The sequence below is a fragment of the Turicibacter faecis genome (assembly GCF_037076425.1).
GTDB classification, from domain to species: domain Bacteria; phylum Bacillota_I; class Bacilli_A; order MOL361; family Turicibacteraceae; genus Turicibacter; species Turicibacter faecis.
Map to the genome: position 1 here is coordinate 1,297,113 of NZ_AP028127.1, position 15,402 is coordinate 1,312,514.

The 15,402-nt window shown below is 37.9% G+C and carries 16 protein-coding genes; 3 read left to right on the forward strand and 13 right to left on the reverse strand.

Features of this window, described 5'->3' with window-relative positions; genetic code table 11:
* Positions 1 to 87: 87 nt before the first annotated feature.
* The 11 genes from rpsO to AACH31_RS06200 form a co-directional block, all read right to left on the reverse strand.
* Positions 88 to 357: a 30S ribosomal protein S15 gene (gene rpsO, locus AACH31_RS06150; RefSeq protein WP_161831871.1), complete on the reverse strand. Its 270-nt coding sequence runs from the start codon at positions 355 to 357 to the stop codon at positions 88 to 90.
* Between the two features lie 107 nt (positions 358 to 464).
* Positions 465 to 1,391 (reverse strand): bifunctional riboflavin kinase/FAD synthetase, encoded by a 927-nt coding sequence (locus tag AACH31_RS06155; RefSeq protein ID WP_161831872.1) that lies wholly within the window; start codon positions 1,389 to 1,391, stop codon positions 465 to 467.
* 12 nt (positions 1,392 to 1,403) lie between these two features.
* Positions 1,404 to 2,303: a tRNA pseudouridine(55) synthase TruB gene (gene truB / locus AACH31_RS06160; RefSeq protein ID WP_161831873.1), complete on the reverse strand. Its 900-nt coding sequence runs from the start codon at positions 2,301 to 2,303 to the stop codon at positions 1,404 to 1,406.
* A 20-nt stretch (positions 2,304 to 2,323) separates the two neighbouring features.
* Positions 2,324 to 3,460: a radical SAM family heme chaperone HemW gene (gene hemW, locus AACH31_RS06165; RefSeq protein WP_161831874.1), complete on the reverse strand. Its 1,137-nt coding sequence runs from the start codon at positions 3,458 to 3,460 to the stop codon at positions 2,324 to 2,326.
* A gap of 9 nt (positions 3,461 to 3,469) precedes the next feature.
* Positions 3,470 to 4,246, reverse strand: a complete 777-nt coding sequence (locus tag AACH31_RS06170; RefSeq protein ID WP_161831875.1) for a histidinol-phosphatase — start codon at positions 4,244 to 4,246, stop codon at positions 3,470 to 3,472.
* A gap of 484 nt (positions 4,247 to 4,730) precedes the next feature.
* On the reverse strand, positions 4,731 to 6,563 hold the full coding sequence (gene lepA / locus AACH31_RS06175; protein WP_317452431.1) for a translation elongation factor 4: 1,833 nt from the start codon (positions 6,561 to 6,563) through the stop codon (positions 4,731 to 4,733).
* A 163-nt stretch (positions 6,564 to 6,726) separates the two neighbouring features.
* Entirely contained in the window at positions 6,727 to 7,125 is a 399-nt protein-coding gene (locus AACH31_RS06180; RefSeq protein ID WP_262950396.1) for a hypothetical protein, read from the reverse strand.
* Positions 7,126 to 7,139: 14 nt separating this feature from the next.
* Entirely contained in the window at positions 7,140 to 8,204 is a 1,065-nt protein-coding gene (gene spoIIP, locus AACH31_RS06185; protein WP_161831877.1) for a stage II sporulation protein P, read from the reverse strand.
* A gap of 123 nt (positions 8,205 to 8,327) precedes the next feature.
* Positions 8,328 to 9,395 (reverse strand): GPR endopeptidase, encoded by a 1,068-nt coding sequence (gene gpr / locus AACH31_RS06190; RefSeq protein WP_161831878.1) that lies wholly within the window; start codon positions 9,393 to 9,395, stop codon positions 8,328 to 8,330.
* Between the two features lie 154 nt (positions 9,396 to 9,549).
* Positions 9,550 to 11,004, reverse strand: a complete 1,455-nt coding sequence (locus tag AACH31_RS06195) for an aminoacyl-histidine dipeptidase (protein ID WP_338617230.1) — start codon at positions 11,002 to 11,004, stop codon at positions 9,550 to 9,552.
* Positions 11,005 to 11,124: 120 nt separating this feature from the next.
* On the reverse strand, positions 11,125 to 11,400 hold the full coding sequence (locus tag AACH31_RS06200; RefSeq protein WP_161831880.1) for a PspC domain-containing protein: 276 nt from the start codon (positions 11,398 to 11,400) through the stop codon (positions 11,125 to 11,127).
* A gap of 185 nt (positions 11,401 to 11,585) precedes the next feature.
* On the opposite strand from AACH31_RS06200, the gene AACH31_RS06205 reads away from it, so the two are divergent.
* From AACH31_RS06205 to rpsT, 3 genes are all read left to right on the forward strand, one after another.
* Positions 11,586 to 12,257, forward strand: a complete 672-nt coding sequence (locus tag AACH31_RS06205) for a cysteine hydrolase family protein (protein WP_161831881.1) — start codon at positions 11,586 to 11,588, stop codon at positions 12,255 to 12,257.
* A 15-nt stretch (positions 12,258 to 12,272) separates the two neighbouring features.
* Positions 12,273 to 13,718 (forward strand): nicotinate phosphoribosyltransferase, encoded by a 1,446-nt coding sequence (locus AACH31_RS06210; RefSeq protein WP_338617233.1) that lies wholly within the window; start codon positions 12,273 to 12,275, stop codon positions 13,716 to 13,718.
* Positions 13,719 to 13,866: 148 nt separating this feature from the next.
* A complete protein-coding gene (gene rpsT / locus AACH31_RS06215; RefSeq protein WP_161831883.1) occupies positions 13,867 to 14,130 on the forward strand; it encodes a 30S ribosomal protein S20 in 264 nt (87 codons plus the stop codon).
* Positions 14,131 to 14,350: 220 nt separating this feature from the next.
* Here rpsT and AACH31_RS06220 read toward each other — a convergent pair whose 3' ends face one another.
* The gene (locus AACH31_RS06220) at positions 14,351 to 14,959 is read right to left on the reverse strand and encodes a SpoIIIAH-like family protein (RefSeq protein ID WP_161831884.1); all 609 of its coding nucleotides are present in this window, start codon (positions 14,957 to 14,959) and stop codon (positions 14,351 to 14,353) included.
* Positions 14,960 to 14,971: 12 nt separating this feature from the next.
* Positions 14,972 to 15,367: a hypothetical protein gene (locus AACH31_RS06225; RefSeq protein WP_161831885.1), complete on the reverse strand. Its 396-nt coding sequence runs from the start codon at positions 15,365 to 15,367 to the stop codon at positions 14,972 to 14,974.
* Positions 15,368 to 15,402: the final 35 nt, after the last annotated feature.

Below are 15,402 nucleotides of genomic sequence, written 5' to 3' on the forward strand. Positions count from 1 at the left end.
AGTTAAAGGCCTGCCCATTTAGTATGAAAATAGGACAGATTCTTTATACACGTTAAAAAAGAGCCTTCTTAGAAGGCTCTTTTAAAATTATCGACGTAATCCTAAACGCTCGATTAAAGTAGCGTAACGGTTGATATCTTTGTTACGTAAGTAAGCTAATAAGTTACGACGTTTACCAACCATGCGTAATAATCCACGACGTGAATGATGATCGTGTTTGTGTTGTTTTAAGTGGTCGTTTAAGCGATTGATTTCAGCTGTTAAAACAGCGATTTGAACTTCTGGAGAACCTGTATCTCCTTCGTGTACTGCGTAAGCTTTAATAATTTCTTGTTTTTCTACTTTTGAAATAGCCATAACTATTACCTCCTACATTTCTTTTAAATACGCCTCAATCCAAGCTATTCGCTGGAGGAGCTAAAAGCATAGAATAAGGACATTTCTAATTCTATCATACTTTTTCATTATTGCAAGTCTAATTTAAAATAACTTCGCACTAATTGTCGATCAAAGGCTAACTGTTCCATTAACTTTTCAATCGATGAAAATCGTTGTTCGTCCCTTAAATAGGCACAAAAGTCTAAAATTAGCTCTTCCCCATAAATGTCAGCATCAAAATCTAAAATATACGTTTCAATACAAATTTGATGATTAAAATTAAAGGTCGGGTTATGCCCAATGTTACACATTCCAACGTAGTGGCGTCCACGCACTTCAACCTTTACCGCATAAACCCCACACTTCGGAATAACATAATCTTCGCTTAACTTCAAGTTTGCCGTCGGAAATCCAATTTGTCGTCCTCGTTGTTTTCCGCTAACAACGACTCCACGTAATCGATAAGGGCGTCCGAGCATCTGTGTAACCTTTTCTAAATTACCTTCAGCTAAATAGGATTTAATTTCAGTCGCTCCAATTTTTTCCTCGTTCAACTCACATTTAGGCGTTACATTTAAACTAAAATGCTTCGAATAATTTGCCAACAATGTTACTTCTCCTTCCCCTCTATATCCAAATCGAAAATCAAACCCTGTTGATACATGAGCAATGGACGGTTCAATTAAATAACGTTGGATAAAGTCGGTCGCTCGCATCTTCGCAAGCTCCTCATTAAACGGTAAAATAATAAGTTCGTCGACTCCTAACTCTTTTAACACCCGAATTTTTTCTTGATGGGGTGTTAAAAGATGAGGACTGTTCAATTTATTTAAAAATTGATTGGGATTCGGTGAAAAAGTCATCACAGCACTTCTAATTTGATGCTTTTTCGCATAATCCACGACTTCTTTAATGACTGCTTGGTGTCCTAAATGTAGACCATCAAAATAACCGAGAGCCACAGCTAGCGGTTGATCCATCTTTTTCGTTAAATTTAATTCAATCACTTTCATCGTTATTCCTTCCTAAAAGAATCCACGTACCGAACGATAAACCTCACGTGTCGGATGTTTTTCATAAACGGCTAAACACTTCCCATCACGGCTAAACAAGGCGACCGGCGAGTACGCTGTTTGTTTTACTTGCTCATGATGAAGTTGAACACCATTACGAACCAACTTTTCAACCCAAGCATCTACCGTGACCGATGGAAAGGCAGACATGGCCTCTTCGACGGACATCAATGTTAACGTTCCTTGTTCAGCTCGTTGTTTAAACTCTTCCATTGTTAAACAACTTTCAATTTTAAAAGAGCCCGATGCGACTCGTCTTAAATAAGACATATGCGCGGGATAACCTAATTTTTCACCAATAGTCACTGCAACGGTTCGGACAAACAACCCCTTACTTCCTCGAACACGAAAACTGAATTTCACAAGCCCGTCATCTGTTTTCGTAATCTGACTTGTTAATTCAAGATTTTCGATCGTCACCTCGCGCTTAGGACGTTCGACCTCAATTCCCGCTCGTGCATACTCATATAACTTTTTCCCATTAACTTTGACAGCCGAGTACATCGGCGGAACTTGAATACTTGGCCCCATCATTTCGTTGAAAACAGATTTTACATCCTCCTCTGTGATTTCCCCTTCAACGAATTGACGATCGACCATCTCTCCGTCAGCGTCTTCAGTCGTTGTCGAAAAACCTAAGGTCACTTCCCCTAAATACTCCTTTTCATTCGCCGTTAAAAACTGAGAAATTTTTGTTGCCCGACCTATGCACAACGGTAGGACGCCCGTTACATTAGGATCAAGTGTCCCCGTATGTCCCACTTTCTTCGTTTTCAATACTTTTCGCGCAATATTTACACAATCATGGGACGTCATCCCTGCTGGCTTATCTAATAATAAGACTCCATCCATTCGTTACCGTCACCCTTTCCTTAAATAGATAATAAAAATTGTTCAAATACATCATTGGCCATCAAAAGACCTCGCCGTGTTAACTTAATTCGATTATTTTGACGAATTAAATATCCCTCTTTTATTAATTGTTGAAGGGCTGTTCGATATAAAGACTCAACATCTCGTTCATAGTGAGCTGAGATTTCCGATAAATCGACCCCCTCTTGTAAACGTAAACCTAAAAACATCTCCTCTTCTAGATGTTCTTCTACTGTTAAAGTGCGCGACTCAATAATTGGTAGCTCTCCTTTGTTCAACTTTTCGATATAGGCATTAATCGAGCGTGTATTTTGATAACGAACACCCTCAATATAACCATGCGCCCCGAGTCCTACGCCAAAATATGTCTTATTTTTCCAATACCATTGGTTATGAATACTCGGCCGAGATGTTGAAAAATTGCTGATTTCATAGTGATGATACCCGTTCTTTTCTAACGTATTAATCACTAACTCATACATATGGGCTTCTAGTTCGTTATCCGTTAAGGTCACCTGGTCTTTCATATAAGCTAGATAGAGTGGCGTATGCTCCTCTACAATTAATGAATAGGCGGATATGTGTTCAACACCAAGTGAAATAGCCTCCTCTACATCCCGCTGAACTTGCTCGAGCGTCTGCGTTGGAATGGAGTAAATTAAATCAATATTTATATTCGTGATACCTTTTGATCGAAGCAGCGAAACCGCCCGATGCACTTCTTGACGTCGATGCTTTCGTCCAATTATTTTTAACAACTGCTCATCAAACGTTTGAACACCTAAACTAAATCGGGAAACATGATTCGCGATAAAATAGTTCACTTTTTCTTCAGTTAAGTTTTCAGGATTAGCCTCTAAACTAAATTCAACTAACTGATCAAGGGGAAGGGCTTGCGCTAGGTAATCAAATAAAGGACGGATTTGCTCAATACTTAGGGCCGTTGGCGTTCCGCCCCCTATGTAAACCGTCTGAACCTCATCAAACCCTACTTGCTGTTCGTAATATCGAAGTTCACGAATCAAAGACTCCACATAGGCCTCGTGACGCTGACCCTTCGTTAATAACTTAGGAAAATCGCAATAGGTACAAATATGGTCACAAAAAGGAATATGAATATATAACCCTTTAGGCATAAAAACCTCCTATAAATGCGTAATGACATTTAACTTTAGCCGTTTCGCAAAGTCACGCGCCATTTGCATATATTCATCATTTAAATAAGCAGGATCATGACAATCAGAATTCACCATCACCTTAACTTCTTTAAACTCCGTGGCGATAATTTTCCAAAACTTCTCCGATGGATAAGGATAGCGAACACCATCTTCATATTTTTGTTCTCCTCGACGTAATCCATTTGCATTCACTTCTAAAATCACATCGTACTTAAGTGCAGCTCTTGCGATTTGTCGAGTTACTTTTTCACAGGCTTCATCCCATTTAGGATAAGTCGTCATGAAAACATCTGGATGAGCCAAAATTTTAAAAAATCCTGTTGCCATTCCCTCTTCAATACCCGCCGCATAAAGCTCTAACTGACGAGGTTCTGTGAAATGAAACGCATCTTTAAATTTTCCATCAATCTGAATATAATGTTGCGCTAAAATTAAATAATCCGTTTGCTTACTTAATGCCTTAATATCTTCAAAAAGAATAGGAAAATATTCACACTCAAGTGCTTTTAAAACGCGGATCTGGGGATACTTTTCTTGAGCTTGTTCAATATCATTAAAATAATCTGATAGTTCATCATAACTCATTCGACGCGTTCCTAGTTGTTTAAAGTTGCGATGCGGCGTATGACAACTCATTCCAATTTCGTCATAATGATGTAAAACAGCCTCACGTACGTAAGCCTCGACACCACCCTTAGCATGTTTGCAACGGTCATGATGTGTATGATAATTTGTTAACTTCATCGTTCCACCTCTTTTAATGTTTTTCTTTCTTATTCCTCCCGCTTATAAAGCCAAAGGGACAAGCTTTCATCCTATCACATTCACTTCATAAAATAGAAGCTTTTTTTATCCTATTATTACCTATACATCCAATCCTATTTTCATCTTCATAAAGTTAGCTAAACAGGCGCCAATTTGCTATTTCATCTAAGAGAGAAATACTCCCCCTAATAGAGACGTTAAATTATTTTCAGGAATAGGTCACTTATTGCCACCTCTAATGATTAGGACTACCTTTTTCATCTTTCCTATCAAAAATTAGCATACTGCAATGACGCAGCAAATGAATTAACCGCCATTAGGAACCCTCCCTTATTGCTCAACTTTAAACATTTATTTTACGAAAAACTTATCTGGACTTATCTATAGTTTACCTTATATTTTAAAAAACATCATTCATTAGCTGTTTTTTTTATCTATAGAAAAAGAGAGGGCGCCTCCTCTCTTAATCTTCGTCCATTGATAAGACCGCCATAAATGCCTCTTGTGGAACTTCAACCGATCCAACAGACTTCATACGTTTCTTACCTTCTTTTTGTTTTTCAAGTAACTTACGTTTACGTGAAATATCTCCACCGTAACACTTCGCAAGAACGTTTTTGCGTAATGCTTTAATCGTTGAACGAGCAATAATTTTACCACCGATGGCTGCCTGAATAGGAACCTCAAATTGTTGTCTTGGAATAATTTCTTTTAATTTTTCCGTAATAACTTTCCCTCGTGAATACGCAAAATCTTTATGAACAATTAAGCTTAGTGCATCAACAATCTCTCCATTTAATAAAATGTCCATTTTCACTAGTTTAGATGGCTTGTATCCAATTAACTCGTAATCAAATGAAGCATATCCTTTAGTCGAAGATTTTAATTGATCAAAGAAATCATAGACAATTTCACCTAACGGAATTTCATAATTCACATGAACGCGTGTCTCATCTAAATATTGCATATCAATAAATACACCACGTTTTTTCTGACATAATTCCATAATCGGTCCTACATAATCATTCGGTGTCATGATTGACGCTTTAACGTAAGGTTCTTCAATCGATTTAATGGTTTGTGGCTCTGGCATCTGAGAAGGGTTGTCAACAACCAACTTTGTTCCATCCGTTAAATAAACATGATAGATAACAGACGGCGCTGTTGCAATTAAATCAATATTAAACTCACGTTCAATACGTTCTTGAATAACATCCATATGAAGTAATCCTAAAAACCCTGTACGGAATCCAAATCCAAGAGCTTGTGAAGTTTCCGGTTCAAATTGTAAAGAAGAATCGTTTAATACTAATTTTTCTAATGCATCACGTAAATCATTATAGCGAGCGGCATCGATTGGGTATAACCCACAGAATACCATTGGATTTAATTTACGATAACCTGGTAAAGGTTCTTCAGCTGGCTTTGCAACCGATGTAATCGTATCCCCTACGCGTACCGTCTTCACATCTTTAATCGATGCGGTAACAAAGCCTACATCTCCAACACTTAAATAATCAACGACTTTTTCATGAGGGGTATGCACACCAACTTCGACTACCTCATATTCGGCTCCAGTTGCCATCATTCGAATCATTTGCCCTTTTTTAATAGTTCCATTAACGACACGAATAGACGCGATGATTCCTCGATATTGGTCATAAACAGAGTCGAAAATTAACGCTTGTAATGGGGCATCCGGATCACCTGTCGGGGCAGGAACCTTCTCAACAACCTGTTCTAAAATCTCTTCAATTCCGATTCCAGCTTTTGCCGAAGCTAATACCGCGTCATCCGCAGGAAGACCAATGATATCCTCAACCTCTTGTTTGACACGCTCCGGATCCGCACTCGGTAAATCAATTTTATTTACTAATGGTAAAATTTCTAAATCATTATCTAATGCTAAATAAACGTTCGCAAGCGTTTGCGCCTCAATTCCTTGAGCAGCGTCAACAACCAATACCGCTCCCTCACATGCAGCTAATGAACGTGACACCTCATATGTAAAATCGACGTGTCCTGGCGTATCAATTAAATGTAAGATATACTCATTTCCATCTTTCGCTTTATATGTTAACTGCACGGCATTTAACTTAATTGTAATTCCGCGCTCACGCTCAAGTTCCATTGAATCTAATAGCTGATTTTTCATCTCACGTTTTTCCAATGCGTTCGTTCGCTCTAAAATACGATCCGAAAGCGTTGTTTTTCCATGATCGATGTGGGCTATAATTGAAAAGTTGCGAATTCGTTTTTGTCGCTCTTTAATTTGTTCACTATTAATCGCACTCACAAAGCTCACTCCATTCCAGTTTAATATCCATTTTATTTTACTTTAAAATGGCCTGTCTCACAAGAAAAATTTGTTGAATCGTTTGTTTTTATCAAGATTCCAAAAAATTCAGCCCTCGGCGTAGGAAAAAAACCTTCTTCACCAAATAGAAGAAGGTTTTTTCCTACGATTCACTAATCACACGATCAAAAAAACGAACTGTCGTTCTTAACACCTCGCGAACGACCGTTTTTAATAGATTTCCAATATCCTGTCCAGCCTTTGAAATATTATTATGGCCAATTCCCCTCATTTGATTTGAATAATCGGTTAAATTTCCCTGCTTTTCAAGAGTTGAGGAGTTTTGTTGTACACTCTTTCCTTCCTGTACCACCTGACTATACGGAACAAATGTATGGTCCTCATCGTCTAAGCTCTCCTCATATTGTTCGATTTGGTCCTCTAGAAAAGTTGAATCAGGGATAGGCGCCGATTGAATCTTGATCGTCTGTCCCCTTAAACTATACAGGAGCCCAATCATAAAACATGTCACGCCTAATGTTACTGCTCCCCCTCTTTTCATAGCTCCCCCTCTCACTAATTTCCTGTGACGTAATCTGCTAAAACATCTGCAACAGCTTGGGCTGAGTTGTATACCTCTTCATACGTATTATACTCTCCGCCGACTTCAATCAGTAACATCGTCGTTGCAAAGTCTTGATTGTAAACACCATTATATCCCGCGCCCCCATTCGGTCGAATTCCTCGAGAAAGACCCGGGTATTTTTCGTTAAGTTTAGCATCTAACTCTTTAATAATTTGATGATTTTCCTCATGTCGGTCGTTATCAGTCCCAAGAACAAACATAATTTTGGCGTACGGTTTTCCGTCAATCGTAATCGCAGAGTTAGCATAACTTACCGAATCGCGATGGAAATCAATAAAATATTTCAATGTCTCATGTTGACTTGCCGTATCCTCTAAATACACACGTGAAGCTTTATATGAAGACGCATAATTCCAACTATTCTTACTCACATACTCTGCAACTGATCGCGATTCGACTAACGCATTTATATTTTTTCCTTGGAGGGCCTGTGCCACCATATACGAAAGATCGACGACACTTAACGGGCGACCAAGCGAATCATTAACAGCTCCATCCTCATATAATTCCCCGTCATGTGAGTTAAAAATATAGACCAGTGGATTTTCCGTATAGGTCGTGGCGCCCGTCTCTGAGGCCTGATCTGGCACTGCCTCAGCGGCTTTACTTTTATAGGTGTAGCGATAGCCCTCTGCCGACGGAATGGCCGCCGTTGCATTTTGAGAGGGTGATTTCATGTTGATAAAAGCAAATCCGTCATTAATGAAAGAATATAATTGATTTAAGTCAAGTGACGTCATAACCGCCTTAAAATATTCTTGTAAGTTGAACACAACATCAATAATATCGCCTGCTGTTGAAAAATCAAAAATACTTGATAAAATCGGCTCCTGTTGACGATGCTCATCATTAGCATTCCGTTGATTCAGATAAAATAACTGAAAAAATTGGGTGAAAAATAGCGTAAGAACAAATCCAACTCCAACAAGGTATGGCGTTAATTTATTCAGCTTCTTTTTTAATCTTTTTCTTCGTAAACGTTGTTTTCGATTCAAGTCCTCCCGCCCCCTAAAACTCTATTTTCAAAAAGACTCTCTTTTTGTTCATCCCTTTATAAAAATATATAGTCCATTATACAGAAGCGGGAGTGTTAATTCTTGTTGTTTTATGGATACGATTTAGCTAAATTGTACGTTTGTATGAAGAGCCCGATTAATTCCATTGGAAATTAATGTCGCTAATTCTTCCATATCCGTATCAATTTCCTTAGGGGTCACAATCAAATTATATCCATTAGGGGTCAATACTTCAGAGATTAACTGGCGCTTTTCCTCTTCCTCAAGCACGCCTACCTGCCCCATAAATTGCTGGCGAAGTTCGGTTGAAGGTAAATCATCATCCGTATAAGTTTGACGCACCGTCGAAAACGGCACCAGTTTTTTATATGAACGTTTTTCCTCTTTTAATGATTTACCTATATGTTTCAATAGCAAGTCAATCGTATCACTTGTAATTGAAACTGCATCAACTACTGTCGGAACCCCAATTGCAAATACCGGGATCCCTAACGATTCCTCATCAATCGCCTTTCTTTTATTACCAACGCCACTTCCTGGAGCAATTCCTGTATCCGTCATTTGAATCATCTTATTCACCCGTTCAATTGATCGTGAAGCGAGGGCATCAACGACAACCAAAAATTGAGGTTTCACTTTTTGAACCAATGACTCGATGATATCGTAGGTTTCTATTCCGGTCATCCCCATAACCCCTGGAGCAAGCGCACAAACTTCCCGATAACTGCGGTCCACTTCATCGGGGCGTAACTCATATAAGTGTCTTGTCACAATAACTTCGTCAACTACCATCGGTCCTAAGGCATCCGGTGTAATATGATCATTTCCTAGCCCAATCACTAAACACGTATCTGTTTCCTTAATTCCACGATGAGCTAATAATTTTGAAAATTGGTCGGCAAAAACCTCCATTGCCACTGTTAATTGGTCGTGATCATGAGTTAGTACGGAAGAGGTATCTAATGTCATATATCGCCCCGCTTTTTTCCCAACACGCTCAACTGCCTCTTTAGCTACATCAATACACGTTACCTTCAATCCGCGAATTCGATCTTCCTCATAAACGACACCTTCCTCATTCGGCTCATCCACCTCACCAACCATTTGTTCAACAGCCTCTAAAGCCAAATCTGACCGACACTGCCACTTCTTCATTTCCTGTTCATTCATTCTAATCACCTCAAAATTAGTGTGAACCAGTTTTCATCATTTCATGAAAAATTATTTGAAAATATTTTATATACCGCCTCAATCCCTCTACCTGCTTCATTTATTGCCTATAAAAAAAGCCCATCTTCAACTGAAGATAGGCTGTTGTAGGTTATTATTTGATGCTTTTTAAAACTTCACATAAGAATTGATAAACGCGTTCTGTTGATGAAATTGATAACGATTCTTTCGGCGTATGTGCTCCTGTAATATCAGGACCAATTGAAATCATATCAACATTTCCTAATTTTTGAGATAAGAATCCGCACTCTAATCCTGCATGAATCGCTGAAATTTGCAATTCTTTCCCGTACATTTGTTGATAAACCTCTTTCATCACTTCACGTACTTTTGATTCCGGAGCAAACTGCCATTCTGGGTAATCCGCAATTAATTCTACCGATGCACCCGTTAACTGAGCGATAGCTTGGATTCGTTGATTAATTTCTGCTTTTAAAGAACTAACCGAACTACGAATAGCGCTGTCGATCGCAATTTCGTTCTCTAACATCTCAACAACCCCTGGATTCGTTGAGCTTTCTACTAATCCTTCAATAGCTGCACTCATTGTTTGCGGACCATAAGGAATTAATTTTAAAATGTATTCTAAATTTGTCGCCATTTTTTCAGTGAAGACTTTCGTTACTAGTTCCCTTTCACTCATCGTCACAACAACCCCAGGATCCGTCACAGAAAATTCAATACGGACCATTTCTTCGAATGCTTGAACTTTTTCTTTTAACTGATTAACCTGATTAGCAGGGAGTGTATAGGTTAATTGTGCACGTTTTGAAATAGCATTCATCTTTTCTCCACCGAATAGTTGTGAAATATATCCCCCTAATCCGTGAAGTTCTGTTAGTAAACGTCCCATTAATTTATTTGCATTTGCACGCCCTTTATTGATTTCAATTCCAGAGTGTCCACCTTTTAACCCGCTAATCACAAGGTCATAAGTTACCATTCCATCTCCTTCAACAGACGTCCATTCAATTGGTAATTTTAATGAATTTCGCACCCCTCCGGCACATGAAGTCAAGGCAAATCCTTCTTCTTCTGAATCAATGTTAATTAAAATATCTCCTGGTACGTTTGCTGGATCAAGTGCCATGACTCCATCCATTCCTGTTTCTTCTTCTGTTGTCACTAAAACAGTTAACGCTGGGTGCTCAAGCGTATCGTCTGCTAAAATAGCAAGTGACATAGCTACCGCAATCCCATTGTCCGCACCAAGTGTCGTTCCCTTTGCACGTAACCAATCACCATCAACATAAATTGGTAAAGCATCTGTTTCGAAGTTAAAATCCAACTCATCTTCTTTCACACATACCATGTCCATGTGTCCTTGTAAAATCACTCGTGGCGCTGATTCGTACCCTTTTGTTGCTGGCTTTTTAATGATAACGTTTTTACAAGGTTCTTGGATATATTCTAATTGATGAGTTTTAGCAAAATTCACTAAATAATCACTAATTGCTGCCTCGTTTCCTGATTCGTGTGGGATCTTTGTCATTTCTTCAAAGTAATGAAAAACCTGTTTGGGGTTTAAATTTCCTAATATTTCTGCCATCATGATGACCTCCTTTTTTCTTTATTCTACCATATTTTTGTGTTGAAACAACTGACAGTACCAATCATTTCTTGCAATGACTTTTATGACTATCTGGTCATTCCTATCATTACGTCAGCCTTATTTATCCGAATCTTTCACTTTATATTCCGTCGAATCAAAGACTGTCTTTTTTTGTTGTTCCTCTTTTTGTTGACGTTTAACCGTTAATTGATCCGGAATAATAAAAATACATGCAATGTATAAAATAAAACCTGTTCCGAAAGAAAAAATTGTAATCATCGCCCAAAGTAAACGAACAACCGTTGCATCCATGTTTAAATAATTCGCAATTCCTTGGCAAACTCCCGCAATCATTGCGCCTTCACGGACTTTATATAACCGTTTATTCGACATTTTAATCACCCTTTCTTAACGTAATTACCGTTATTATAGCGTAGTTTGGAAACGACTGACAACTTATTTCAAGATATTTTATAGAATCCTAACGAAAATGTTGGTGATAATCTTTGAATATACTATATAATAGAAATATCTTGCCGATAGATAGAAAAAAAGAGAAAAATTGGAGGTTGTCTTATATGTCTTATGAAATTTCTAAGCTACTTCAAGCAAGCGAAGTAACCTTAAAAGAAATACTACGCCTAATAGAAGAGTCACCTAGTCTTTCGCTTAAATCATTCAATCCAAACCAAACAGCAATCGTTGTGATCGATATGGTCAATGGATTTGTGAAAGAGGGACCCATGTCTTCTCCAAGAATTCAAACCATTATTCCACCTATTGCTCACTTGATGAAGGCCGCAAAAGAAGGGGCTTTTCAGTTGGTTGCTTTTGCTGATTCACATGAAGAATCATCGGTTGAATTTTTATCTTATCCGCCCCACTGTTTATGCGGAACAGCTGAGAGCGAAATCGTCGATGAACTAAAAGAAATTGGGGGCTATCAATTAATCCATAAAGCTTCAACAAACGGCTTTTTAGAAGCTGAGTTTCATGCCTGGCTTCAAGAGCATCAAATGGTTGAAAACTTTATCCTCGTGGGTGACTGTACGGATATTTGTGTCGAACAATTTGCCATCACCTTAAAAACTTACTTTAATACGATTAACCGCCAAAGCCGAATTATCGTTCCGGTTAATGCGACAGAAACTTACGACCTTGGTGCGCATCACGGAGATCTGATGCACCTGTTGGCGCTTTATAAAATGCAAATGAACGGAATTGAACTCGTTCAAGAAATTAATGACTAGAAAGAGGCTTTTAACATGAACTTAAAATCAGTCAATTTAACAATGCTCGTTGATTTTTACGAGTTAACAATGGCACATGGTTATTTTGAAAACGGAATGGAAGATCAAATCGCTTATTTTGATATGTTTTTCCGTCGTGTTCCCGATGAGGGCGGATTTGCTATTATGGCAGGTCTAGAACAACTTATTGAATACTTAAAAAACCTAAAGTTTACAGACGATGATATTGATTACCTACGAAGTAAAAATATTTTTTCAGAAGCTTTTTTAACCTATCTTAAAAACTTCAAGTTTTCGTGCGATATTTATGCGATTGCTGAAGGTACCCCTATCTTCCCAAATGAACCTATCCTAACCGTTCGTGGGCCTATTATTCAAGCGCAATTTATTGAGACGATGATCTTACTTAGTATCAATCATCAATCATTAATCGCAACGAAATCTAACCGTATTGTCCGCGCCGCTAATGGGCGTCCCGTTCTTGAATTAGGAGCACGCCGTGCCCAAGGAGCTGATGGAGCTATTTTAGGGGCACGCGCTGCTTATATTGGAGGATGCATGGGAACGGCATGCACGATATCAGATCGTGACTTTAATGTACCAGCGCTTGGAACAATGGCACATAGTTGGGTACAAACCTTTGACACAGAATATGAAGCATTCAAAAAATATGCTGAACTTTATCCGCAAAACTGTACCCTCCTCGTCGATACTTACAATACGTTAAAGTCAGGAATTCCAAATGCTATTAAAGTCTTTAAAGAAGTCCTTATTCCGAAAGGATACGCCCCTGGAGCTATTCGTATTGATAGTGGGGACGCCGCATATTTAGCTAAAAAGGCTCGCAAGTTACTTGATGAGGCCGGACTCTTCGACACAAAAATTGTGATTTCAAATTCTTTGGATGAATATATTATCAAAGATTTACTCATCCAAAAGGCACCGATTGATTCTTTTGGCGTCGGTGAACGTCTAATTACCTCAAAAACAGAACCGGTTTTTGGAGGCGTTTATAAAATTGTAGCGGTTGAAAAGGAAGGAAAAATGATTCCTAAAATTAAAATTAGTAATAATATTGAAAAAATTACTAACCCTGGGGCTAAACAAGTCTATCGTTTATACGATCGTGAAACGAAAAAGGCCATTGCTGATGTGATTACCCTCGCTCATGAAAAAATTGACGAAACGCAACCTTATACGATTTTCGATCCTGAACATACGTGGAAACGTAAAGAAATTACTAATTTTATTGCCCGTCCTCTTCTTACACCGATTTTCATTAAGGGTAAACTGGTTTATCAATCCCCTACTCTTGAAGAGATTGTCGCTTATTCTAAAGAACAAATAAATACACTTTGGGAAGAAGTCTTACGTTTTGAAAAACCTCATACTTATTATGTCGATCTTTCAAATGAGCTATGGACGTTAAAAACGAATCTATTAGAAAAATATTCTAAATAACAATAGAATTTTAAAAAAATTATTCGCTTTTCAATTAAGATTCTAACATTTTTCTTACCATTTACTGAAATTTTGTAATTTATTCTTGCATTTTAGACTTTGGTCTGATAGAATGATTTTGTTGTATTTTCAATGGAGGTGAACTAGAATGCCAAATATTAAATCACAAATTAAACGTGTGAAAACAAACGAAAAACGTCGTCAATTCAATGCTTCTTACAAAGCATCTATGCGTACTGCAATCAAAAACGTTGAGGTTGCTATCGAAACTAAAAACGTTGAGGCTGCAAAAGAAGCTTACAATACAGCTAACAAAAAATTAGACAAAGCTGTTGCAAAAGGAATTTGCCACAAAAACTTCGCAGCTCGTCAAAAATCACGTTTAAGCAAAAAAATCAACGCTTTAGGATAATTGTTAATCGGTTGAAAAACCGATTCATTATCACTTAAACATGGTAAAAAAAGACCTTATTTGTTCTCTGGCCAAATTGGGTCTTTTTTTTTATGTCTTTACCACCAAAAAAAGAACCTTTACTGTTTTGAAAACAAGTGAAGGTTCTTTTTAGCATATCTAAGAGTCCTTAGTTATTTTTAACGGTTAAGGTTTTCAAATCACCTACCATTAACGATACCTATTTAATTGATTTGAACTGTACGTGTACATCTGGGTTTGTTGCAAATTCAGTTTTTGCCATCATGATGATTTCATTTGTTTGCTCTAATGTTGGCTCCTCTGTCCCCTCTAAGAAAACTTGAACTGTTTCTTCATTTGTACGAACTAAAACATCATCATATCCTTTAGCTTTAATTAAAGATTCAAGTACCGTTTGATGTTGCGTATCTTTTGTAATTTTGTCTAAATCATCTTTAGCTTCGCTTTTTTCTGTTGCATCAGAGTCTTTGCTTGCAATGATTGATTTTAATTGTGCAACTAATTCACTCTCTGCCTTTTTAACTTCTGAGCGTTGAATTTGAATTGAGCTTGTTTTTTCATCCTTTTTCTCTTCTTTTGTTCCTTTTGCTTCTTTTGTTTCTTTTACTTCTTTTCCATCTTCTTTTGCTGTTAACTCTTCTGCTGATTGAGCGTCTGTTTCTTTCATTTCTAAATTTGCTTGCGGAACAGCTGATGTTGATCCTACTTTTGCATCATTTTCTGTTCCATCCCCAATGCTTACGTAGAAAACTGTTAATAATACGAAAACCACGAATAATGCTGCTGTTACATATGAATTTTTGTTCATTTTAATTTCCCCCTATAGTTCAGATGCTTTTAATAATGTAATTTGATGAATTGGAACGTCAAGCAATAAGCTGATGGCATGTGTTACATCATATGGTGCCTTTATCGTTCCTTGATAGACGATCACCACGCCATTTGAAACCGTCTCTTGACTACTTGAAAAGAGAGCTGAAGAAGTGTCTGCGACTGACTTATATGAGATATTAATACTATCTACCGTTACTCCTTCTATTGATTCAAATAAAGCTGTGATCTGTTCTTTGTGTTTTACTTCGACGGATGTTTGTGCCGAAGATTCTTGATTGTTAGCCAGAGAACCCAATGATCCCATATCATCTTTGAGTAAAGACGTCACCACAAATGCGGCGCCAAGAAACATGATGATTCCCAGTGGTCCAACGTCAGCCATGATTTTTTTTAACCCCGAGCTTATGCGGCCCGGTT